General features: G+C 71.4%; 21 protein-coding genes. 13 read left to right on the forward strand and 8 right to left on the reverse strand.

Annotated features, from left to right (window positions below; all coding sequences use genetic code 11):
• Positions 1 to 89 precede the first annotated feature (89 nt).
• On the forward strand, positions 90 to 1,139 hold the full coding sequence (locus tag AC1DDU_RS08710) for an MBL fold metallo-hydrolase (RefSeq protein ID WP_477433064.1): 1,050 nt from the start codon (positions 90 to 92) through the stop codon (positions 1,137 to 1,139).
• 19 nt (positions 1,140 to 1,158) lie between these two features.
• Here the strand turns inward: AC1DDU_RS08710 and AC1DDU_RS08715 are convergent, their stop codons facing one another.
• Together AC1DDU_RS08715 and AC1DDU_RS08720 are read right to left on the reverse strand one after the other, a co-directional pair.
• Positions 1,159 to 1,599 carry a nuclear transport factor 2 family protein gene (locus AC1DDU_RS08715; RefSeq protein ID WP_477433066.1) on the reverse strand — a complete coding sequence of 147 codons (441 nt, stop codon included), beginning with the start codon at positions 1,597 to 1,599 and terminating at the stop codon, positions 1,159 to 1,161.
• Positions 1,596 to 2,078 (reverse strand): acyl-CoA thioesterase, encoded by a 483-nt coding sequence (locus AC1DDU_RS08720; RefSeq protein WP_477433068.1) that lies wholly within the window; start codon positions 2,076 to 2,078, stop codon positions 1,596 to 1,598. The genes AC1DDU_RS08715 and AC1DDU_RS08720 overlap by 4 nt, the downstream gene beginning before the upstream one ends.
• A gap of 149 nt (positions 2,079 to 2,227) precedes the next feature.
• Between AC1DDU_RS08720 and AC1DDU_RS08725 the strand changes: the two genes are divergently transcribed.
• The 7 genes from AC1DDU_RS08725 to AC1DDU_RS08755 are packed head-to-tail and all read left to right on the forward strand — an operon-like array spanning position 2,228 to position 9,362.
• Positions 2,228 to 3,430: an ABC transporter substrate-binding protein gene (locus AC1DDU_RS08725; protein ID WP_477433070.1), complete on the forward strand. Its 1,203-nt coding sequence runs from the start codon at positions 2,228 to 2,230 to the stop codon at positions 3,428 to 3,430.
• 10 nt (positions 3,431 to 3,440) lie between these two features.
• The gene (locus AC1DDU_RS08730) at positions 3,441 to 4,316 is read left to right on the forward strand and encodes a branched-chain amino acid ABC transporter permease (protein WP_477433072.1); all 876 of its coding nucleotides are present in this window, start codon (positions 3,441 to 3,443) and stop codon (positions 4,314 to 4,316) included.
• Positions 4,313 to 5,323, forward strand: coding sequence for a branched-chain amino acid ABC transporter permease (locus tag AC1DDU_RS08735; RefSeq protein WP_477433074.1), 1,011 nt, complete (start codon positions 4,313 to 4,315; stop codon positions 5,321 to 5,323). Before AC1DDU_RS08730 ends, AC1DDU_RS08735 begins: the two co-directional genes overlap by 4 nt.
• Positions 5,313 to 6,104 carry an ABC transporter ATP-binding protein gene (locus AC1DDU_RS08740; protein WP_477433076.1) on the forward strand — a complete coding sequence of 264 codons (792 nt, stop codon included), beginning with the start codon at positions 5,313 to 5,315 and terminating at the stop codon, positions 6,102 to 6,104. Before AC1DDU_RS08735 ends, AC1DDU_RS08740 begins: the two co-directional genes overlap by 11 nt.
• Positions 6,101 to 6,823, forward strand: coding sequence for an ABC transporter ATP-binding protein (locus tag AC1DDU_RS08745; RefSeq protein ID WP_477433078.1), 723 nt, complete (start codon positions 6,101 to 6,103; stop codon positions 6,821 to 6,823). The genes AC1DDU_RS08740 and AC1DDU_RS08745 overlap by 4 nt, the downstream gene beginning before the upstream one ends.
• Positions 6,820 to 8,520, forward strand: a complete 1,701-nt coding sequence (locus AC1DDU_RS08750) for a class I adenylate-forming enzyme family protein (RefSeq protein ID WP_477433080.1) — start codon at positions 6,820 to 6,822, stop codon at positions 8,518 to 8,520. The genes AC1DDU_RS08745 and AC1DDU_RS08750 overlap by 4 nt, the downstream gene beginning before the upstream one ends.
• On the forward strand, positions 8,517 to 9,362 hold the full coding sequence (locus tag AC1DDU_RS08755; RefSeq protein WP_477433082.1) for an SMP-30/gluconolactonase/LRE family protein: 846 nt from the start codon (positions 8,517 to 8,519) through the stop codon (positions 9,360 to 9,362). The genes AC1DDU_RS08750 and AC1DDU_RS08755 overlap by 4 nt, the downstream gene beginning before the upstream one ends.
• Positions 9,363 to 9,407: 45 nt before the next feature.
• On the opposite strand, the gene AC1DDU_RS08760 is transcribed toward AC1DDU_RS08755, so the two are convergent.
• From AC1DDU_RS08760 to AC1DDU_RS08770, 3 genes are read right to left on the reverse strand one after another with little or no spacing between them, the layout of a single operon-like run.
• Complete coding sequence (locus AC1DDU_RS08760; protein WP_477433084.1) at positions 9,408 to 10,151, reverse strand: SDR family NAD(P)-dependent oxidoreductase; 744 nt, start codon at positions 10,149 to 10,151, stop codon at positions 9,408 to 9,410.
• 39 nt (positions 10,152 to 10,190) lie between these two features.
• Entirely contained in the window at positions 10,191 to 11,828 is a 1,638-nt protein-coding gene (locus tag AC1DDU_RS08765) for a flavin-containing monooxygenase (RefSeq protein ID WP_477433086.1), read from the reverse strand.
• Entirely contained in the window at positions 11,825 to 12,745 is a 921-nt protein-coding gene (locus AC1DDU_RS08770) for an alpha/beta hydrolase (RefSeq protein WP_477433088.1), read from the reverse strand. Before AC1DDU_RS08770 ends, AC1DDU_RS08765 begins: the two co-directional genes overlap by 4 nt.
• A gap of 93 nt (positions 12,746 to 12,838) precedes the next feature.
• Here AC1DDU_RS08770 and AC1DDU_RS08775 point away from each other — a divergent pair, with 93 nt between their 5' ends.
• Positions 12,839 to 13,420, forward strand: a complete 582-nt coding sequence (locus AC1DDU_RS08775) for a PadR family transcriptional regulator (protein WP_477433090.1) — start codon at positions 12,839 to 12,841, stop codon at positions 13,418 to 13,420.
• A gap of 41 nt (positions 13,421 to 13,461) precedes the next feature.
• Here AC1DDU_RS08775 and AC1DDU_RS08780 read toward each other — a convergent pair whose 3' ends face one another.
• Positions 13,462 to 14,235: an SDR family NAD(P)-dependent oxidoreductase gene (locus AC1DDU_RS08780; protein WP_477433092.1), complete on the reverse strand. Its 774-nt coding sequence runs from the start codon at positions 14,233 to 14,235 to the stop codon at positions 13,462 to 13,464.
• A gap of 163 nt (positions 14,236 to 14,398) precedes the next feature.
• On the opposite strand from AC1DDU_RS08780, the gene AC1DDU_RS08785 reads away from it, so the two are divergent.
• From AC1DDU_RS08785 to AC1DDU_RS08800, 4 genes are all read left to right on the forward strand, one after another.
• Entirely contained in the window at positions 14,399 to 15,577 is a 1,179-nt protein-coding gene (locus tag AC1DDU_RS08785; protein WP_477433094.1) for an ABC transporter substrate-binding protein, read from the forward strand.
• A gap of 89 nt (positions 15,578 to 15,666) precedes the next feature.
• Positions 15,667 to 16,524 carry a branched-chain amino acid ABC transporter permease gene (locus tag AC1DDU_RS08790; RefSeq protein ID WP_477433096.1) on the forward strand — a complete coding sequence of 286 codons (858 nt, stop codon included), beginning with the start codon at positions 15,667 to 15,669 and terminating at the stop codon, positions 16,522 to 16,524.
• Between the two features lies 1 nt (position 16,525).
• Positions 16,526 to 18,346, forward strand: a complete 1,821-nt coding sequence (locus AC1DDU_RS08795; protein ID WP_477433098.1) for a branched-chain amino acid ABC transporter ATP-binding protein/permease — start codon at positions 16,526 to 16,528, stop codon at positions 18,344 to 18,346.
• Complete coding sequence (locus tag AC1DDU_RS08800; RefSeq protein WP_477433100.1) at positions 18,339 to 19,067, forward strand: ABC transporter ATP-binding protein; 729 nt, start codon at positions 18,339 to 18,341, stop codon at positions 19,065 to 19,067. Before AC1DDU_RS08795 ends, AC1DDU_RS08800 begins: the two co-directional genes overlap by 8 nt.
• 34 nt (positions 19,068 to 19,101) lie before the next feature.
• Here the strand turns inward: AC1DDU_RS08800 and AC1DDU_RS08805 are convergent, their stop codons facing one another.
• A complete protein-coding gene (locus AC1DDU_RS08805) occupies positions 19,102 to 19,638 on the reverse strand; it encodes a nuclear transport factor 2 family protein (RefSeq protein ID WP_477433102.1) in 537 nt (178 codons plus the stop codon).
• Positions 19,635 to 20,450, reverse strand: a complete 816-nt coding sequence (locus AC1DDU_RS08810; RefSeq protein ID WP_477433104.1) for an SDR family NAD(P)-dependent oxidoreductase — start codon at positions 20,448 to 20,450, stop codon at positions 19,635 to 19,637. The genes AC1DDU_RS08805 and AC1DDU_RS08810 overlap by 4 nt, the downstream gene beginning before the upstream one ends.
• Positions 20,451 to 20,462: the final 12 nt, after the last annotated feature.

Consider the following 20,462-nt stretch of genomic DNA (forward strand, 5'->3'; position numbering starts at 1 on the left):
GCGGGTCGCGGTCTCCTAAGCAAGCAAGCGTTCATTTGGGAGGCTATCGGTTCTCACCGCTGCGACCAAGCAATTGCTAGGGTCGAGGAATGGCACAGTCCGATCCGAACGGCGGCGTGCGCGCGACCAGCGCGTCGCAGCAGGCGGCGTGGGTCGCCGGACGCATCCCGCCGCCCGAAGAGGTCGCGCCGGGCGTCTGGGCGATCGGCACCCCGATCCCCGCGGGCACGCTTCCGCACACGCTCACCTACCTGCTGCTGAGCGATGACGGCGGCGTGCACGTCGTCGATCCCGGCTGGGAAGGGGATGCCGGCATCCGCATCCTCACCGACGCGCTCGACGCCGTAGGGCGCGGGGTCGCCGACGTGCGCACGGTCGTCGCGACCCACTTCCACCCCGATCACCTCGGCAACGCCGGGCGCCTGCGCGCGCTCACCGGGGCGCGGATCGTGCTCTCGGCGACCGAACGCCAGGTGCTGGCGCAGGAGACGTCGACGCAGCACCGCGATCGCGGCGAGTACACGCGGCGGCTCGCCGAGTGGGGAGTGCCGCCCGAGCGCCACGCCGAGCTCGAGGAGTCGTTCGACCGGCCCTCGCTCGTGGACGACCTCGTCCCCGACGTCCTCGTCGCCGACGGCGACGTCATCGACCTTCCCGGCCACCGGCTCGAGGTCGTCGCCACGCCCGGCCACACCGACGGGCACGTGTGCCTGGTCGATGCCGGGCGTGGGGTCGTGTACACCGGAGACCACGTGCTGCCGGGCATCTACTCCGGAATCGGCATCGGCACCCTCCCGGGAAGCGACGCCCTCGGCGACTACCTCGACTCGCTCGACCGGCTCGCGCCGTTCGACGGCCTCCAGGCGCTCCCCGGCCACGAGTACCGGTTCGACGGACTCGGCCTGCGCCGCGCCGCGATCGCGGCCCACCACCTGCGCCGCACCGCCGAGGTCGCCGCGCTCATCCCCGAGCTCGGCGACGCCGCGGTGTGGGAGTACGCGCGGCGCCTGTCGTGGACCGCGGGCTGGGACGGTCTCGACGGGTTCTGGCTGCATTCGGCCCTGCGGCAGACGGCGCTGCACCTGGAGTTCGTCCGCAGCGGCGACTACGCCCGCAGCGGTCGGGCCGCGCGAGGGTGAGCCGAGCGGATGCCGGGGGTCAGTCGCGCGCGATGACCCGGCGCGCGAGCCGCCAGCCGCCCGGGGTGCGCACGAACTCGTCGTCGTAGCGGCCCATCGCCGACAGCGTCGGCGTGCGGTCGGCGTCGGCGTAGTAGCGGAAGTACGAGGTCGCACTCGCGCGATCGCCGTCGACGGCCACCGCGATGGACGACACGTCGTGCTTCGTGCGGCTGCCCGGTCCCTGCATCCCCGACGCCCGGCGCTCGTGGACGCCGGCCTCGAGGTCTGCACGCCCGCGGCGCACCTGCTCGGTCAGGGCGAGCCCGGTCGCCGAGGTGAGCTCCCACGCGGCGTCGGCGGTGAAGCAGTCGAGGTACGCAGTGACCTCGCCGGTGTCGGCGAGGTGGGCGATGCGGGCGATGAGGCGCGCGATGTCGAGGCGGTCCTCGATGCGCTGCAGCCGTTCTTCCGGGGTCATCGGGTCTGCTCCGGTGCGGCCCAGTCCTCGAGGAGGGCGCGCAGGTCGGGCGGGATGCGCACCGTCGACTGGTCGGGCGAGACGGTGACGACCGTGTTCGCCGCTCGGGCGACGAGGACGTCGTCCTCCTCGCGGCGCATCTCGAACTCGAACCGGAACGAGCTGGTTCCGATCCGCCCGAGGCGCAGGTCGATCCGCACGACATCGAACAGGCGCGCGGCGGCGAGGTACTCGCACTCCGTCGCCCGCGAGACCGTCCACCAGCCGAAGCGCTCCTTGAGCGTGTCCTGGCGCAGGCCCTGCAGGTACAGGAACTCCGACTGCAGCGCCTCCATCTTCGGGAACCATGCGGCGTAGTAGAGGATCTCCGCCGGGTCGGTGTCGCCGTAGCTCAGCCGCACGGTGTGGGAGTGCAGCACGCGGCCGGTGGCAGTGCCCATGCTCGGCGCCGTCGCCTCTCGTATGCCTTCGACCGCCATCGTGCCTCCTCGTCGCCGTCGCGCTCTCGAGCGGACACCCACCTAATGCTTGGTTGCCTTCGCCTTCAATGTATGGCTATGTTGTGGAACTAGCAAGCAATTGCTTGGGAACTCTTTGTGCCCCCCGACGACGACCAATGGAGGTTCGTATGATCAGCAAGCGCACCGCAGCGCTCGCGGGAGTGACCGTCTTCGCACTCGCCCTCACGGCCTGCGCCAGTGGCGAGGAGGAGCCGGCGGCCACCGGCGACAAGGCCCCCATCGTCATCGGACTGGACGAGGACAGCACCGGCCCCGGCGCGTCGTACGCCACCATCGCCGGCAACACCGTGCGGATGGCCGTCGACGAGATCAACGAGGCCGGCGGCATCCTCGGCCGGCAGGTCGAGATCGTCGTGGGCAACGACGAATCCGACCCGACGAAGACCCCCTCGGTCGTGCGCAAGCTCGTCGACCAGGGCGCGCAGGCGATCATCCTCGCCACCGGCGGCGGCTCGGTGCTGCAGGCAAAGGCCGTGGTCAAGCAGGCCGGCATCCCGGCGATCGCCCCCGTCGCGATCACGACCTCGGTGGGCCTGCCGCCCGACAACGAGTTCACCTACATGCTCGCCAACGGTCTCGACGACTTCTCCGACGTGTACTGCGGGGCCTTCGAGGAGAAGGGCTACGAGACCCTCGCCGTGCTGGCAGACACCACCCCCGCGATCGACAACATCTCGGGACTGCTGATCCCGGGCCTCGAGGACTGCATCGACGTCGTGGCGCAGGAGAAGGCGCCGGTGGACGCGGCGGACCTCAACGCGCAGGCCGCGCGCATCAAGGACGCCGACCCCGACGCGGTGCTCGTCATGAGCGTCGGCGGCAACTTCGAGGTGCTCGCGCACAACACGCTCGCCCCGCAGCTGCCGGGTGTGACCCGGTTCTCGCTGGCCTCGATCGGCAACCAGCCCGACGCGTGGGAGCGGGCCAACCCCGGCGTGCTCGCGGACGTGGTGTACATGGGGGCGATCGACGCCGACAACCCTGCGACCGAGGCCCTGGCCGACAAGCTCACCGCGGCCAACGGCGACGACTACCGCCTCACCGCATACGACGCGCAGGCATACGACACCGTGTACCTCCTCAAGCAGGCGATCGAGGCGGCCGGCGGCACCGATGACCCGGCGGCGATCAACGATGCGCTCAACGAGATCAGCGGGTACGCCGCCTCGTTCGGCCAGGACGGCTTCACGCTGTCGTTCACGGCCGACAAGCACATCGGCGCGGACTCGCTGTGCGGCCTGGTGCTGAGCACCTTCGACAAGAAGAACCAGCCTGCCGGCGCGTGGCCCGCGTACCAGGTGTCGTGCTGAGCCGGATGCCATGACAGAACCACAGCTGTGGCTCTCGGTGCTCGAGATCGGCTGCTTCTTCGCGCTGATCGCACTCGGGTACCAGGTCACCCTCGTCGGGGCCGGCTTCTTCAACTTCGCGATCGGCCCGTACGCCATGGTCGCCGCGCTGGGCGCGTCCTGGTTCGTCACCGAATGGGACATGCCGGTGTGGCTGGCGGTGCTGTGCGGGCTGGCGATCTCGACGATCGTCAGCGGACTGACCGAGCTGCTCGTCGTCCGGCCGGTGCAGCGCCGGTCGGGCGGGGGCGAGCTGCCCGCGCTGGTCGCGGTGACGGCGGTGATGTTCATCGTGCAGCAGGGCGCCGGCGCCCTCTTCGGGCGCCGCGCCCTGCCCGGCCAGCAGGTGGTCGAGCTCGGCCCGTGGCAGATCGGAAGCGTGTACGTGACGGGGGCCACCGTGCTGCTGATCGGCACGACCGCCGTCGCCTTCGCCGTCATGTCGGCGTGGATGCGGTGGAGCCGCACCGGACGCCTCCTGCGGGCCGTCGGTGACAACCGTTCGGCGGCTGCGCTGCTCGGACTGCCGGTGGGCCGCATCCGGCTCATCGCGTTCCTCGTCGCGGGGCTCATCGCCGGAGCCGCCGGCATCCTGTACGCGCCCAAGGCGGGTGTCGCCTTCACGAGCGGCGTCTCGTGGACCCTGGTCGGGTTCCTCGCCCTCGTGATCGGCGGCACCGGCCGCGTATGGGCGCCGCTGGTCGGCGGCCTGGTGCTCGGCGCGATCCAGGTGTTCGCGCCGTACTACTTCGGGAACCTCGGCCCGACGACGATGGTGCTCGTCATCGCGCTGCTGTTCTTCGCGTTCCGCCCGCAAGGGCTCTTCGTCGCAAAGGTTCGGACGTGACCGCCGTCTCCACTCTCATCGACGCGCCTCCGCGGCGCACCCCGCTGCGCGGCCTGCTGGCTCCGGGCGCCGCTCTGGTCGTCGGGCTGCTCATGGTGTGGTGGGCGGGCGCCAGCGGCTACCGGCAGGACCTTCTGGTCCTCGTCGCCGTGTACGCCCTCATCGCGCTCGGGATGTACATCCCGTTCGTGCTGGCCGGCTCGCTGTCGATGGCCTACAGCGCCTACGCCGCGATCGGAGGCTACTCGGTCGCGATCGTCACGACCGAGACCGATCTGCCGGCGATCGTCGGCTGGATCGCGGGCCCTCTGGCCTCGGCGCTGGTGGCCGTGGTGCTGAGCCTGCTCACCCGACGCCTCAGCGGCTTCTACCTCGCCGCCGCGACGCTGCTGTTCGGACTCGCCTTCGAGCCGTGGCTCATCGAGGCCAAGGAGCTCACGGGGGGCTCGGCCGGCATCGGCGGCATCCCGGCCCCGTCGATCTTCGGCTGGGAGCCGCCGCGGATCGTCCAGGCGGCCTTCGCGCTGCTGCTGGTCGTGGTCGTCGCCTCGGCGATCGAGCGCGTCCGCACCGGTTCGTGGGGCGTCACCGTCCGTGCGATGCGCGACGTGCCGTCCGCCGTCGAGGCCGTCGGCGTGCGCACGGCGTCCCTGACCACCGTCGCGCTCGCCGTGGGCGCCGCGGTCGCATCGCTCGGCGGAGCGCTGTTCGCGAGCTTCGTGCTGAGCATCACCCCCGAGACGTTCACCCTGTCGATCGTCTTCATGGCGATCTTCATCCCGCTCATCGGCGGGCAGGGCAGCGCGTGGGGATCGGTGATCGGCGCGATCATCGTGGTTCAGCTGACCGTCAACATGCCGGAGTTCGAGGCTTCGGGGCAGCTGCTGCTGGCCGTCGTCGTCCTGGGCATCCTGCTCTTGGCGCCGTCCGGGATCATCGGCTACGCCCAGAAGCTCGTCCTGGCCGTCCGCGGTCGTGCGGGGAAGCGGGTTCGCGATGAGCAGTGACGTCCTTCTCGAAGGCCGCGGCCTGTCCAAGGCGTACGGCGGTCTGGTCGCCGTCGACGCCGTCGACATCCGGGTGTCGGCGGGAGAGATCCTGGGCCTCGTCGGTCCCAACGGCGCGGGCAAGACGACCCTCGTCGACCTCATCACCGGCATCCAGTCGGCCGACAGCGGCGAGCTCACGCTCGGCGGGGTGCGGCTTTCCGGGCCGCCGTCCGCGCGGGCCCGGCGAGGCCTCGCACGCACGTTCCAGCATCCTCACCTCGCCCTCGAGCTGACGGTGGAGCAGAACATCCTCGTCGGAGCCTCGGCGCGGCGGTTCGGCTCGGCGTGGCCGCTCACGCGCGGCATCGTGACCGACGGCATCCTGTCCCGGCGCACCGAGCTCGAGGCTGCACGCCGGATCGCGGGCGAGCTCGGCGTGCCCGATCTCGCCGAGACGTGCGCCAACCTGTCGCTGGGCGAGCAGCGACTCGTGGAGGTGGCGCGGGCTCTCGCACAGAGCCCGACCGTGATGCTGCTGGACGAGCCGTTCGCGGGTGCCGATGCGCACTCGGTGGGCGGCATCATCGAGGCCATCCGCAGCGTGCAGAGCCGGGGCCACGGCGTCATCCTCGTCGACCACAACGTCGACCTGCTGACCTCGTTGGCCGACCGTGTGATGCTGCTCGCCCAGGGCCGCAAGGTGTTCGAGGGCGGGCCGCGCGAGTGCCTGGCCAGCCCCGAGATGCAGCGCGTGTACTTCGGCGCGGTCGACGCCGACGACGAGGGGGAGGCGGCATGACCGGCGACATGCGCATCGAGGGGCTCTCGGTCTTCTACGGCCGGGCGACCGCGGTGCAGGACGCGTCGTTCGTGGTTCCGGCCGGCCGGGTCACCGCCGTCGTCGGACCCAACGGCGCCGGGAAGTCGAGCCTCGCGCTCGGGGTCTACGGCTCCGTCACCGCGCAAGGGAAGGTCCGGCTCGGCGACGACGACCTCTCCGGCCTCGCCCCGATCGCCCGGGCGCGAGCGGGCCTGGCCATCGTGCCGCAGGGGCGCCAGCTGTTCCCGCGCCTGTCGGTCCGCGACAATCTGCAGGTCATGGCGGAACTGCTGGATCTGCGCCGCGACGCCGTCGAGGCGGCGCTGGACCGCTTCCCGGTGCTGCGGGAACGGGAGAACCGCCTCGCGGGGGTCCTCTCCGGCGGCGAGCAGCAGATGCTCGTCGTGAGCCGGGCGCTGATGGGCGAGCCGCGCGCGCTGATCCTCGACGAGATGATGACCGGGCTCGCCCCGAAGATCGTCGCGGCGCTGGTCGAGGCGATCCGGCGGATCGCCGACGACGGCGCCAGCGTCCTCATCCTCGACCCCGCCCTCGGCCCGCTGCAGAGCCTCGTGGATCGCGGGCACGTGCTGCTGCGCGCCGAGCTGAGCGGCCCCTACGACGACGCCGCGAGCCTGGACGACGCGTACCAGCGCGCCATGGGCGTCATCCACGAAGAGATCGAGGAGGCCGAATGAGCCGCCTGCCCGCCCCGCACCCCGACGCGGTCGCCGCGTACACGCAGAACGGCTGGTGGGGCTCGCTCTCGGTCGCCGATCACGTGCGCGCGCGGGCGCGCAACCACCCCGGCAAGGTCGCCTTCGTGTCGGAAGGGCGGCGCATGACGTGGGCCGAGTACGACGCCGGGATCGACGCGCTCGCCCAGGTGCTGGCCGCGGTGCTCGCGCCGGGCGAGGTGTTCGGCGTGCTGCTGCCCGACGCGCCCGAGTTCCACATCGCGCTGTGCGCGGCCGAGCGCAGCGGCACGATCGCACTCGGGATGGGTGCGCGCTCCGGACCCGCGGAGATCCACCACCTGATGAGCCGGTCCGGCGCGCGCGTGCTGCTCACGCGCAGCGCCCACCGAGGCCGCGCCGCGGGCGAGATCGTCGGAGACCTCGCCCGCGAGGGCTGGGAGGTCTCGCATCTCATCGAGGTGGCTCCGGATGCCGCACCCGCGGCGTATCGGTGCGACGCCGACGGTCTCCTGTCGCCGCAGCCCGCCGCATCCTTCGTCGACCTCTCCGCTCGGGCGACCGGGCCGAACGAGCTGTCGATGCTCAACTCGACCTCGGGCACCACCGGGCGGCCCAAGCTGGTGATGCAGTTCGCGAACCGCTGGCTCCGCTTCAGCGAGCTCGCGATCGCGGGGGCCGACCTCACGTCCGACGACATCATGTTCGGCGCCGTGCCCGGGCCGTTCGGGTTCGGGCTGTGGACCGCGCACTATGCGCCGGCCCTGCTGGGGATGACGACGGTCCTCATGGAGCGCTTCGACGCGGCCGAGATGCTGCGGCTGCTCGCGACAGAGCGGGTGACCGTGCTCGCCTGCGTGAGCACGCAGTTCAAGATGCTGCTGGACTGCCCCGAGCTGGCCGAGGAAGACCCCCGGCTCGCCCTTCGGGCGATGTTCACCGGCGGTGAAGCCGTCTCGTATGAGCGGGCCCGCGAGTTCGAAGAGCGCGTCGGCGCGTCGGTGCTGCAGTTCTACGGCTCGAACGAGTCGGGCTCGATCAGCTACACCACGCTGCGCGATCCGCAGGAGCGACGGCTGCGCACGGCGGGTCGGGTCGGCGACGACGTCGAGGTGCGGCTGTTCGACACCGAAGGCGACGTGACCGCAGCCGGTCGCGGGCGCCCCGGGGTGATCAGCCCGACCATCGGCATCGGCTACTACCAGGACGACGCGGCCAACGCCGAGCTCTTCCGCGACGGCTACCTGCTGATGCCGGACCTGGTCGAGATCGACGACGACGGCTGGCTGCAGGTCGTGGGCCGCATCAGCGATCTCATCATCCGCGGCGGCAAGAACATCTCGGCCGTCGAGGTCGAGGAGGCCGTCGAGGCTCATCCCGACGTGCTGATGGCGGCGGCCGTTCCGGTGCCGGACGCGGTGTACGGCGAGCGGATCGGCGTCGCGCTCTGCCAGGTGCCCGGCGTCGCGCTCGATGTCGCCGCGCTCACCGGGTTCCTCCTCTCCAGAGGGGTGTCCAAGCACCTGCTGCCCGAACGCGTCGCGGTCGTGGACGACCTGCCGCGGGCGGCGGCCGAGAAGATCGCCAAGGGGCAGGTGCGCGAGCTGTTCGCGGCGACGGATGCCGTGGACCGCGACCTTCGGGCGCATCCGGCCGGCGGCGGCCGCGTGGCCGCCGGAGCCGTCGAGGGGCTGCCGTGACGGGCTCGCCGGTCGCCGTCGTGGAGGGCCTCGCCTTTCCCGAGGGTCCGCGGTGGCGCGACGGAGCCCTGTACTTCTCCGACGTCCACTCGCACCAGGTGCTGCGCCTGCGCGAGGGGCGGCTGGAGATCCTCGCCCACATCCCCGGAAAGCCCTCGGGGCTCGGATTCCTCGACGACGACACCCTGCTGGTGGCGTCGCAGCACGACCGCTCGGTCTATCGGGTCGATCTCCGCGCGCCGGCGGGCGCGCCGGTGCTGCACGCCGACCTCTCCTCGCTCACGACGTGGCACGTCAACGATCTGCTGACGGATGCCGCAGGCCGGGCGTACGTGGGCAACTACGGCAGTGAAGCGCCTCCGGGGGAGCCGATCGCTCCGGCGACGCTGGTGCTGGTCGACACCGACGGCTCGTCCCGTGTCGTCGCCGAGGACCTGTACTTCCCCAACGGCATGGCGCTGCGAAGCGGTGGCACGGAGCTCGTCGTCGCCGAGACGCGCGCCGAGCCCGGGCGGCTGACGGTGTTCGACGTGGCCCCGGACGGCGGACTGTCGGGCCGTCGCACCTTGATCGAGTTCGACGTCGAGTGGCCCGACGGGATCGCGATCGACTCCGAGGACGCCGTGTGGGTGGCCTCGCCCTTCAGCGGCGAGGTGGTCAGGGTCGACGCCGGCGGCGTGGTGACCGACCGGCTCGCGATCGACGACCCTTACGCGGTGGCGCTCGGGGGAGCGGACGGCCGCGATCTGTTCGTGTGCACGGCTCGCACGTGGCTGCCGCAGGAGGCGGCCGCCGAGCGTCGTGGTGCGATCAGAGCGCTGCGCGTCCGCGTGCCCCGATGAGCGGGGCGGGTGCGGGAGGGGCTGTCGGCCCCTCCCGCATCGTCGTCACTGCGTGACGGTCCAGCCGCCGTCGACGGGGAGGTAGGCCCCGTTGATGTACCCGGCGAGCGGCGACAGCAGGAACAGCGTCGCGTAGGCGATGTCGTCGGCCGCGCCCATGCGGTGCAGCGGGATCCGCTGGAGCACGCGCTGACCCGTGTCGCTGGCGGCGAACCCGGCGAGCCGCGGGGTGTCGGTCATGCCGGGGGCGACGGCGTTGCTGCGGAACTCACCGGCGCGGTGGGCGGCGAGGTGGCGCATGTACCCCGCCAGCGCGGCCTTGGATGCCGAGTACCAGTCGCTCGCGGTGCCGACGAGGTTGCCCGCCACCGAGGAGGTGACGACCATCGCCGCACCGGCTCCGGGTCCGGCCGCGGCCCACGCGTCGGTGACGCGGCGGACGCTGCCGACGCAGGCGATGATGGCGTCGTCGAACGCGAGGTCCGCGCTCGAGGGCGGGCCGGCGTTGTTGTGCAGCAGCGCGATGGTGCCGAGCGCCGCGGTGGCGGAGGAGATCCCCGCGGTGACGGCATCCTGATCGCCCACATCGGCGACCCACGTGTGCACGCGGCGCCCGAGCGCCCCGACCTCGTCGGCGAGCGTCTCCAGCCCCGCGGGGTTGATGTCCCACGCGCTCACGTCCAGGCCCTGCTGTGCGGCACGGAGCGCGGTGGCGCGCCCGATCCCGCTGCCGGCGCCGGTCACGAGGATGCTCGTGCCCTCCGCGAACCCGAAATGCGCATCGCCCATGATGCCTCCCGATCAAGCGTTTGGTTGTTTTGCTCGATCCTAGACCGCGGCGACCGGAACCGCCACCGGACGCCGCTCGCTGAGCACGAATCCCGCGAAACCCCCGTCGGCGACGGTGTCGCAACGGTCGATGTAAGGCCGGAACCCGCCGATGTAGGGCAGGAAGCCGCGCGCCTTGCCCTCGATGTTCGCGCCGGTGTACCAGGACCGCGCCGAACCGAACAGCGTCGCGTCCGCGAGCTCGGCACCGTGCGCGGCCCACGCCTGCGCGGCATCGCTGCGCGGTTCGGCCGAGGTGAACCCGTTCGCGCGGCAGTGCTGCACCAGTCGCAGGGCGAAGGCGCCCTGCTGCTCGGCGCCGAGCGCCATGTTCGACAGCACGCTGGGCGTTCCGGGGCCGTTGAGGGCCAGCAGGTTGGGGAAGCCCGGGATGCCGACGCCCAGGTAGTTGGTCGGGCCGTCGCGCCACTCGTCCCGCAGCGACCGCCCCTCGCGGCCGCGGATGTCGATCGACGTGAGAGCGCCGGTCATGGCGTCGAAGCCGGTGGCATAGACGACGACGTCGTGCTCGCGGTGGGCCTGCGCGCTCGTGATGCCGGTCGGGGTGACCTCGGTGATCGGCTCGCGCCGCAGGTTCACCAGGTGCACGTGCGGCAGGTTGTACGTCTCGTAGTACCCGGAGTCGGTGCAGATGCGCTTGGTGCCGATGGGGTGGTCGGAGGGCGTGAGATCGGCGAGGGTCTGCGGGTCGTCGACGAGCTCGACGAGCTTGCCCTCGAAGAACGCCCGCGCGGCCTCGTTGATCTCGATGTCGGCCGTCTGTCGAGCGAAGGCCTTGGCGAACAGCACGCCGCCGCGCGTCCACGCCTCTTCGAACACCGCCTCCCGCTCGGCCTCGGGAACCTCGTCGTAAGGGACCGGGTGGCTCGTCCAGGGCGAGCCGGCCAGGCCGTTCCACGACAGCTCGCGACGGTGCGCGTAGTCCGCCAGCGCGGCCTGCCACTCGGCATCCTCGAGTCCGCGGTTGAACGCGGGCACGCTGTAGTTCGCGGTGCGCTGGTAGACGACCACCTCCGCCGCCCGCTGCGCGATGAGCGGGATCGCCTGGATGCCGGAGGACCCGGTCCCGATGACGGCGACGCGCTTTCCCGCGAGGTCGGGGTCGGTCTGCGGCCAGGCGGCGGTCATGTAGACCTCGCCGGCGAAGGTGTCTCGTCCGGGCAGGTCGGGCAGCACCGGCGCCGAGAGGCTTCCGGTGGCCATCACGAGCCAGTCCGCGGTCGCGACGAGTCCGGCCTCGGTCCGGACCTCCCAGCGCCGCGCGCGCTCGTGCCACTGCGCGGATGCGACGCGCTGGTCGAACCGGTAGTGACGGCGCACGTCGTAGCGGTCGGCGACGTGCTCGAGGTAGCGGAGGATCTCGGGCTGCGTCGCGTAGCGCTCCGACCAGCGCCAGGTGCGCTCGAGCTCCGGGTCGAACGAGAACGAATAGTCGATGCTCTCCACGTCGCAGCGGGCGCCCGGGTAGCGGTTCCAGTACCAGGTGCCGCCGACGCCGTCGCCCGCCTCCAGGCCGAGCACGTCCAGCCCGAGCCGCTCCGCGTGGATGACGGTGTACAGGCCGGCGAAGCCGGCTCCGACGACGATCAGGTCGTGGTGGTCGCAGGTCTCGGTCATGCTGCCTCCTCCGGAGCGGGTGCGGTCAGGGTGTCGTCGACGTCGGCCCAGAGCAGCTCGGACGCCGAGCGTCCGGGGCCGTAGCCGGGGATGGTCAGGAACCCGTGGAACTGGTCGGGATGGTGCCGGTGCAGCACCGGCACGCCGGCGGCCGCCAGGCGCTCGGCGAACGCGCGGCCCTCGTCGCAGAGCGGATCGAGCCCGGCGGTGACGACGATGGTCGGCGGCAGGCCGGCGAGGTCGGCCCGCAGCGGTGAGACGCGCCAGTCGACCTCGGCCGTCTCGACGGGGCCGCCGAGGTAGGTCTCCCAGTAGTAGCGCAGCTGGCGGCCGGTGACGAAGTAGCCCTCCGCCCGGCTGCGGTGCGAGGGCGTGTCCATCGCCGGATCGAGGAACGGGTAGGCCAGCACGAGTCCGGTGAGCGGGGAGTCCCCGCGGTCGCGCAGCATCAGTGCGGCGACAGCGGCGAGGTTGCCGCCCGAGCTGTCGCCGGCGGCGATGACGCCGTCGCCGAGATCGGCCGAGGCCACCCAGTCCACCGCCGCCACGACGTCCTCCGCGCCGGCGGGCGCGCGGTGCTCGGGCGCGCGGCGGTGCTCGACCGAGACGACGACCGAACCGGTGTGCTTCGCCCAGCGCCGGCAGAATCCGTCGTGGCTCGCGATCGAGCCGTGCAGGAACCCGCCGCCGTGCACGAACACCGTCACCGGAGCCTCCGGCCGGCGCTCGTGCGGCTCGTACACCCGCACCGGCACGCCGGGTGCGACGACCAGATCCTGCGCTGTGGCGACGTCGTCGAGGTTGTCGGGCGCCCGTACGCGGGCGTCGACGAGGGCGCGCGCCGCGAGCGGGTCGAGCCCGGTGATGTCGGGGAATCCGGCGTTCAGAAGCTCCAGCATCCGCCGTGTTTCGTCCATCCGATCTCCTTCGATCGTGAGGGGAAGAGGCTAGTATGTCTATTAGTCATACTCCGTTTCGGAGTATCGCATCGGGTGACGAGGAGGTCAACCGTGACGAGCGAACCGACCGAGGCCGAGATCGATCTGCCGGCGACGAGCCGCGCCGTGCTCGGCATCCTGTCGTTCGAGGAGGAGCTCTCGGGCTACGACGTGAAGCGCTGGGCCGACCAGAGCCTCGCGTTCTTCTACTGGGCGCCCTCGCACAGCCAGATCTACGCCGAGCTGCGCCGGCTCGAGAAGCTGGGCCTGGCGACCTCGCGCGTGGAGCAGACGCACGAGGCGAAGAGCCGTCGCGTGTACGCGATCACGGATGCCGGCCGCCGGCGCATCCGCGCGTGGGCCGACGCCGTCGAGCCCGAGGCCGTGGTTCTCAAGAACCCGGTCCTGCTGCGCGTGTGGGCTGCCCACAACTCCGATCCTCGGCGTCTGCGTCGCATGCTGGAGGAGCACCGGGCGGATGCCGCCTCCCGCGCCGAGCAGGCCGCCTCGCACGCCGAGCACGCGGCGGACGTGCCGGCATGGCACTTCCCGTCGGTGGTGCTGGAGTGGTCCGAGCGGTACTACCGGGACGAGGCGGCGCGCATCGACTGGCTGCTGGAACGTCTCTCCGCCGACCTGGACGACGCACCGTGATCGGCCGTCCGCGCGACCGCAGCCGGGGGTGAGGCGTGGCGTCAGACCCCGAAGCCGCCGTCGACGTCGAGCTTCTGACCCGTGATGAAGCCCGCCCGCGAGGACGCGAGGAACGCGACCGCCTCCGCGATGTCGTCGGCCGTGCCGAAGCGTCGCAGCGGGATGTTCGCCGTGGCCACCGCCAGTGCGCGCTCGTCGAGGTCGCCCGAGGCCATCAGCCGCGCCGACATGCCGTCGCTCAGCATGCCCGGGCCGACGCAGTTCACGCGCACGCCGTACCGGCCCTCCTCTGCGGCCAGCCCTCGCGCGAGGGCCTCGACGCCGCCCTTGGGGGCCGCCGACAGTCCGTCGCGCACGGGGTAGCGGCGGGTGGCCGCGGTGGTGACGGCGACGATCGAGCCCCTCGAGGCGCGCAGCGCCGGCAGGCACGCGTGCGCGATCGTGAAGAAGCCGACGAGGTCGGCGTCGACCTGCGCGGCGAACTGCGCGGGGGTCACCCGCGACAGGTGCACCATCGGCACGTGCGGGCCCGCGGCGTGCACGAGGGTGTGGATCGCACCGTGGCGGCCGAGCACGTCGGCGACGACGGATGCCGCGGCCGCGGCATCCGTCACCTCCAGGCGATGCGCCTCGACGGCGTGGCCGAGCTCGTCCAGGAGCGCCGTGGGCTCGGTGGAGCGATACGTCAGGACGACGCGCTCGCCGTCGGCGACGAGGCGGCGCACGACGGCGGCGCCGATGCCGCCCGAGCCGCCGGTCACGAGCGCGGCGCCGGCGCGTGCGTACGGGGTCGAGGAGGGTTCGACTGTGCTCATGACCGGCACCGTAGCACCGAAACCAAGCAAATGCATGGTTGGCTATTGCCCCTCCCGATCTTCTGTGTTTGACTAAGCAAGCGTTTGGTCACCACCCTTCACCCTCAACGATGAGAAAGGCCAGTCCATGCACCGCACCAGGGTTCCAGCAGCACTCGCAGCATTGGCCGTCTCCGCCCTCGCATTCGCCGGCTGCGCCGGCGGCGGCGACGCGGGAACGAGCCCCAGCGAGACGAGCAACGAGCCGATCAAGGCCGTCGTCTTCGGCGCACTCGGCGCCGAGGGCATCCTCGCCAACAACGCCACGACGTCCGTCACCGCCGCCAAGGCGTCGGTCCAGGCCGTCAACGACGCGGGCGGCATCCTCGGCCGCGAGGTCGAGCTCGAGGTCATCGACGACACCGGCGACCCGACGGTCGCCGTCACCAAGCTCCGTGAGCTGATGGCCTCGGACGACAAGCCCGACGTCGTCATGAACTCCGGCCCCTCCACGGTCGCCGAGGCGATGCTGCCGATCCTGACGCAGAACAAGGTGCTGTCGTTCAACATCGGCCCGACCGCCACCTCGGGCGACCCGAAGGCCAACCCGTACAACTTCGACCTGTCGCCCTCGGTCCCCGACTACATCGGCTCGTTCTCGGCCGAGATGGACGACCGCGGGTACGACGACGTCGCGATCCTCCACGGTTCCAGCGCGTACGGCGAGCTGTTCGGCCAGCTGACCGCCTCGACGTTCGCCGACGACGGCTTCACCGTGACGGGCGTGCAGGGCTACGACAACGCGTCGCTCGACATGACCGCGCAGCTGGAGGCGCTGCAGGAGACCGACCCCGACGTGCTCGTGCTCGACGCCTACGGCGCCCCGCTCGGCTACGTGCTGCAGGGCATCGAGAAGCTCGGCTGGGACGTCCCGATCATGGGCAACACCTCGGTGTCGGCCACCGGCCTCATCTCGACCGAGCCGCCCACCGGCGTCCTGGGCACCGACCAGGTCAAGAACCTGACGATGCAGGTGTTCCGCAGCACCAAGTACGACGCCGACGACGCCACCGTCAACGACGCGGTGCAGCTGATGACCGAGTCCGGCGAGATCAAGTCGTCGCTCATCCTCGCGTACAACTACGACGCGATGCCGCTCGTGAAGGCCGCCGCTGAGAAGGCCGGCTCGCTGGACGTCGAGAAGGTCGCGGAGGCTCTGCTCGACTCCGACGTGCAGGACTCGGCCGAGACCGCGATGCTCGAGCTGTACGGGTTCACGAAGGACTCGCACACGCCGCACGCCAAGCCGAGCGAGTTCCTGTTCATCGCACCCGGCCCGCTCGTCAACGGCCAGTACCAGTAACGATGTGACAGTGGTGGCCCCGGATCGCACCCCGGTCCGGGGCCACCGACGCATCCACACGACGACGTGACGGAAGGACCCTCACGACCATGACGATCATCTGGTCCGGTCTCGCCCTGGGCGCGGTGTACGCGCTCGTGGCGATCGGATACAACATCGTCTTCCTCTCGCAGAAGACGTTCAACTTCGCCCAGGCGGCGCTCATGATGCTCGGCGCGTTCATCGCGTACGTCGGCATCGTCGTCTGGGGCCTGCCCTGGTGGATCGTGGGCATCGTCGCCGCCGTCATCGTGGGCGCCGTCGCCGCCCTCGAAGAGCGCGTCGCGATCCGCCCCGTGAAAGACCCGCACAACCTGCTGGTCACCACGCTCGGCGCCTCGATCATCATCGAGGGCGTCGCGCAGCTGCTGTGGGGCGGCGAGCCGCACCGCGTCCCGTTCTTCTTCGGCGACCAGGTGCTCGACTTCCTGGGCGGCCGCGTCTACCCGGTCGAGCTCGCGCTGGTGGTCGTCGTCGTGCTGCTCGTGATCGGCCTCACCCAGTACGCCAAGCGCAGCCTCACCGGCATCGCGCTGCTCGGCATGAGCGAGGACCGCGAGGCCGCGCAGCTGCGCGGCGTCAACGTGCGGCGCTTCGCCTTCATGGCCTTCGTCTTCACGGGTGTGCTCGCCGGCTTCATGGGCGTGTTCGTCGGACCCAAGACGTACGCGGTCGCGACCCTCGGCGCCTCGCTCGCCCTGAAGGGCTTCGTGGTGCTCGCGATCGGCGGGTTCGGGTCGCTGTGGGGCACGCTCGCGGGCGGCCTCATCGTGGGGCTCACCGAGTCGCTGGCCACCCGCTACATCGGCGGCGACTACGCGAACCTCAGCATCTTCTTCATCCTCATCGTGATCCTCATGGTCAAGCCGACGGGCCTGTTCACCCGTCGCAGGGAACGGGCGGTGTGACATGGCGTCGTTCTGGCTGAAGTTCCGGGCGGTGCCCGGCTGGATCTGGCCCCTGCTGTTCGGGGTCGTCCTCATCGCGCTGCCGTTCATGGGCATGAGCTATTCGGTGACCCGGCAGATCGAGCTCACGGTGATCCTCGCGCTCATCGTCGCGGGCATGAACCTCTCGCTGGGCTACGCGGGCGAGCTCGCGATGGGCCAGGTGGCGATGTACGCCGCCGGCGCCTACACCGCGGGCCTCATGAGCAAGGCGGGCGTCACCGAGCTGTGGCTGCAGCTGGTCGCCGGTGCGGCCGCGGCCCTGGTCGTCGGCCTCATCTCCGGCATCCCCGGCCTGCGGCTGGGCAGCTGGTCGCTGGCGATGACGTCGTTCTTCCTCATCCTGCTGATCCCCGACGTGCTTTCGATCTTCAAGTCGGCCACGGGCGGACGCAACGGCCTGGCCGGCATCATGCCGCCGACGATGTTCGGCGAGGCGATCGACTCCCGCACGTACTACATCGTCATCCTCGTGGTCGCGATCCTGTGGTTCGCGGTGATGCGCAACTTCGTGGTCTCGCGCCACGGCACGGCGCTGCGCGTGCTCAAGCGCAGCCCCGTGCTGGCCTCGTCGATGGGCATCTCGGTGTTCCGCACGAAGCTCACCGCGTACGCGCTGGGCGCGGTGCCGGCGGGCCTGGCGGGCGTGCTGTTCGCCAACCTCGACCTGTTCATCTCGCCGGAGGCGTTCGCGTTCTCGTTCGCGATGACGGTGCTCGCGGCATCCATCTTCGGCGGGTCGGCGAGCATCTACGGCGCCGTCATCGGCGCGGCGGTGCTGCAGTTCGGGATGAACCAGGCCACCAACTTCCAGGAGTACGGCCTCATCATCACCGGCGCCTTCCTGCTGTTCGGCGGCGTGGTGTTCACGGGCGGCATCTCGGGCCTGGGCCGGTCGCTGATCCGGAGGATGGATGCCGCGGCCCGCGCGAAGGTGGGCTATGCCGAGGCGCCTGCGAGCGAGGCGATCGTCGAGGCCGTCCCCGGGGCGCTGCTGCGCACGGACGACGTGTCCAAGGCCTTCGGCGGCAACCAGGCGCTGTCCGAGGTCACCGTCGAGGCGCGCCCCGGCGCGGTGACGGCGATCATCGGGCCCAACGGCTCGGGCAAGACGACGCTGCTCAACATGATCTCGGGCTTCTACCGCACCGACTCCGGCACCATCACGCTCGGCGACGAGCCGCTGCAAGGGCTCGGCGCCTACCGGGTGGCGCGGGCGGGAGTGTCGCGTACCTTCCAGACGCCCAACGTGCCCGAGAAGCTGACGGTGCTCGAGGCGGTCGAGGCGGGCCGGTACGCGAGCGATCGCGCATCGATCTTCGCGTCGATCCTGCGCCTGCCGCGCCACTGGCGCGTCAGCCGTGCCGACCGTGCCGAGGCCGAACGGGCGCTGGCCCTGGTGGGCCTGAGCGCACAGCGGCACGTGATGGCCGACTCGCTGCCGCTGGGCAACCGGCGCCTGCTCGAGGTCGCGCGCAGCCTGGTGGCCGCGCCCAAGGTGCTGCTGCTTGACGAGGTCGCATCGGGCCTGGACGAAGACGAGCTCGAGGTGCTCGCGAGCCTCATCCGGCGCCTGCGCGACGCGGGGCTGACGATCGTGCTCGTGGAGCACAACTTCCAGCTGGTGCTGAGCCTCGCCGACGACATCTACGTGCTCGCCCACGGCAAGGTGATGGCGCACGGCTCGCCCGACGAGATCGAGAGGGACCCGCGGGTCATGGAGGAGTACCTCGGGGTCGCGCCCGAGCACGACGTGACCGCGAACGGAGGCGGAAATGACTGACGCGACGCTGCTGGAGGTCCAGGGGCTGCAGACCGGCTACGGCGACCTCAAGGTCGTGCGCGATGTGTCGCTCACCGTCCGCGCCGGCGAGATCACCGTGCTGCTGGGCCGCAACGGCGCCGGCAAGACGACGACGCTCCGGGCGATCACGGGGCTCAACCGCACCACGGGCGGGGAGATCCGCTACCTCGGCGACCGGCTGGACGGCGTGCCGCCGTTCACCCGCGTCGGCAAGGGCATGTCGTACGTGCAGGAGGGCAAGCGGGTGTTCCACGAGCTGACGATCGAGCAGAACCTGCTGCTCGGCGGCTTCTCGCGGCGCCTGCGCAAGCGCGCGCTCGCCGAGCACGTGTCCGAGATCTACGAGCTGTTCCCGATCCTCGGCGAGAAGCGGGCGCTGCCCGCCTCGAGCATGTCGGGCGGTCAGCAGCAGATGCTCGCGATCGGGCAGGCGCTGATGGCGAAGCCGAAGCTGCTCATCCTCGACGAGCCGAGCCAGGGGCTCGCGCCGGTGATCGTCAAGGAGGTCATGGAGCGCGTGCACGCCCTCAAGGCGACGGGGATCGGCATCCTGCTCGTCGAGCAGGCCGTGCAGGACTCCGTGGCGATCGCCGACGAGGTCACCGTGATCGAGATGGGCCGGACCGTGCTGTCGGGCCCGGCCGCCACGGTGACGCCCGAAGACATCCAGGACGCCTACTTCGGCGCGACCGCGCGCTGATCCGACGAGAGGCCCGCGGCGCGCGCCGCGGGCCTCAGTCGTGCGCGGCGGCGCGGCGCACGATGTCGCGCATCGCGTGCAGCGGATCGGCGCCGTCGCGGGAGCCGCGGGGCCCGGGGCCCTCGGGGGCGATGAGGCGTCCGGCATCCGATCTCGTCCACTCGCGCACCGCACGGCGCTCGACGATGCGCCAGCCCTCGGGAGTGCGGCGGAGGTGGTCGACGTAGCGGAAGCCGCTCGTGAAGTTGCGGGACGGGTCGTCGGGCGGGGAGCCCCAGTGCACCGCGGTGCCGTAGGTCTCGGCGAGGGCGCGGTCGCCGAAGAGCTCGGCGTCGTGGTTGCCGACGAGGTGCATCGTGCCGTCGAACTGCGCGAGCTTGCCGCGCAGCCATTCCACGTAGTCGTCGGCACGGCCTTCGAACCCGGTGTGGACGTCGCGCCCGTCGTCGGCGTAGACGGCGCGGACGCCGGCCAGATCGCCGCGGTCGACGGCTCGGCAGTACGCCAGGACGAGGCGGTGGATCGCGAGCCGGTCGTGCAGCTCGCGGGTGGTCTCGTCGGGTGCGCTCACGCGCCGTCCGGCAGGTTGGTCCAGCCGCGGCGGGCGGTGCGCCCGTACCAGCCGGATGCCGCCAGCGTGCCGCCGTCGACGGGGATGGTCTGCCCGGTCACGAAGCGGGAGGCGTCAGACGCGAGGAACGAGATGACGTCGGCGTAGTCGTCGGGGTGCCCGAACCGGCCCAGCGGCACCCACGAGCGCACCAGTGCGGGATCGCGCCCGTCGAGCATGAGCGCGGCGGGCGTCTGGTCGGTGTCGGCGAGGTCGGGGGCGATCGCGTTGACGCGGATGTTCGACGGGCCGAGCTCGACGGCGAGGCTCTTGGTGAACGCCGAGACGCCCGCCTTGTACGCCGAGTAGACCGCGTTGCCCGGGATGCCGCGATAGGCCTCGACGGTCGACAGATTCACGATCGCGCCGCCGCCGCGCGCGATCATGCGCGGGATGACCAGGTGGCTGACCGTGAACACGTGCCACAGGTTCAGCTCGTGCAGGCGCCGCCACTGCGACGCGTCGCTCTTGTGGAACACCGCGCGGGCGGGGCGGAAGTCGCCGACGTTGTTGACGAGCACCGCGACGTCGTGGCCGCCCTCGTCGATGCGGGTCTCCAGCAGGGCGAGGGTCTCGTCGTGGGCGATGTTGCCGATCACGACCTCGCATGCCGTGCCCGCCGCCTCGACCTGCTCGCGGACCGCGCGCGCGGCATCGGGATCGATGTCGACGAGGACGATGCGGTGGCCGTCGCGCGCGAGCCGGCGCACGGTCGCGGCGCCGATGCCCTTGGCTCCGCCGGTGACGAGCGCGGTGGTGGGGAGGGTCGTCATGCGACAAACCTA

This window comes from Microbacterium sp. 05T445 (assembly GCF_056395865.1).

Excerpts from the sequence above, each read along its gene's own strand:
- AC1DDU_RS08790 (WP_477433096.1), top strand. The coding sequence starts at position 15,667 with ATGACGATCATCTGGTCCGGTCTCGCCCTGGGCGCGGTGTACGCGCTC.
- AC1DDU_RS08720 (WP_477433068.1), bottom strand. The coding sequence starts at position 2,078 with ATGGCGGTCGAAGGCATACGAGAGGCGACGGCGCCGAGCATGGGCACT.
- AC1DDU_RS08800 (WP_477433100.1), top strand. The coding sequence starts at position 18,339 with ATGACTGACGCGACGCTGCTGGAGGTCCAGGGGCTGCAGACCGGCTAC.
- AC1DDU_RS08770 (WP_477433088.1), bottom strand. The coding sequence starts at position 12,745 with ATGGACGAAACACGGCGGATGCTGGAGCTTCTGAACGCCGGATTCCCC.
- AC1DDU_RS08710 (WP_477433064.1), top strand. The coding sequence starts at position 90 with ATGGCACAGTCCGATCCGAACGGCGGCGTGCGCGCGACCAGCGCGTCG.
- AC1DDU_RS08765 (WP_477433086.1), bottom strand. The coding sequence starts at position 11,828 with ATGACCGAGACCTGCGACCACCACGACCTGATCGTCGTCGGAGCCGGC.
- AC1DDU_RS08810 (WP_477433104.1), bottom strand. The coding sequence starts at position 20,450 with ATGACGACCCTCCCCACCACCGCGCTCGTCACCGGCGGAGCCAAGGGC.
- AC1DDU_RS08780 (WP_477433092.1), bottom strand. The coding sequence starts at position 14,235 with ATGAGCACAGTCGAACCCTCCTCGACCCCGTACGCACGCGCCGGCGCC.
- AC1DDU_RS08795 (WP_477433098.1), top strand. The coding sequence starts at position 16,526 with ATGGCGTCGTTCTGGCTGAAGTTCCGGGCGGTGCCCGGCTGGATCTGG.
- AC1DDU_RS08715 (WP_477433066.1), bottom strand. The coding sequence starts at position 1,599 with ATGACCCCGGAAGAACGGCTGCAGCGCATCGAGGACCGCCTCGACATC.
- AC1DDU_RS08760 (WP_477433084.1), bottom strand. The coding sequence starts at position 10,151 with ATGGGCGATGCGCATTTCGGGTTCGCGGAGGGCACGAGCATCCTCGTG.
- AC1DDU_RS08725 (WP_477433070.1), top strand. The coding sequence starts at position 2,228 with ATGATCAGCAAGCGCACCGCAGCGCTCGCGGGAGTGACCGTCTTCGCA.
- AC1DDU_RS08750 (WP_477433080.1), top strand. The coding sequence starts at position 6,820 with ATGAGCCGCCTGCCCGCCCCGCACCCCGACGCGGTCGCCGCGTACACG.
- AC1DDU_RS08745 (WP_477433078.1), top strand. The coding sequence starts at position 6,101 with ATGACCGGCGACATGCGCATCGAGGGGCTCTCGGTCTTCTACGGCCGG.
- AC1DDU_RS08740 (WP_477433076.1), top strand. The coding sequence starts at position 5,313 with ATGAGCAGTGACGTCCTTCTCGAAGGCCGCGGCCTGTCCAAGGCGTAC.
- AC1DDU_RS08730 (WP_477433072.1), top strand. The coding sequence starts at position 3,441 with ATGACAGAACCACAGCTGTGGCTCTCGGTGCTCGAGATCGGCTGCTTC.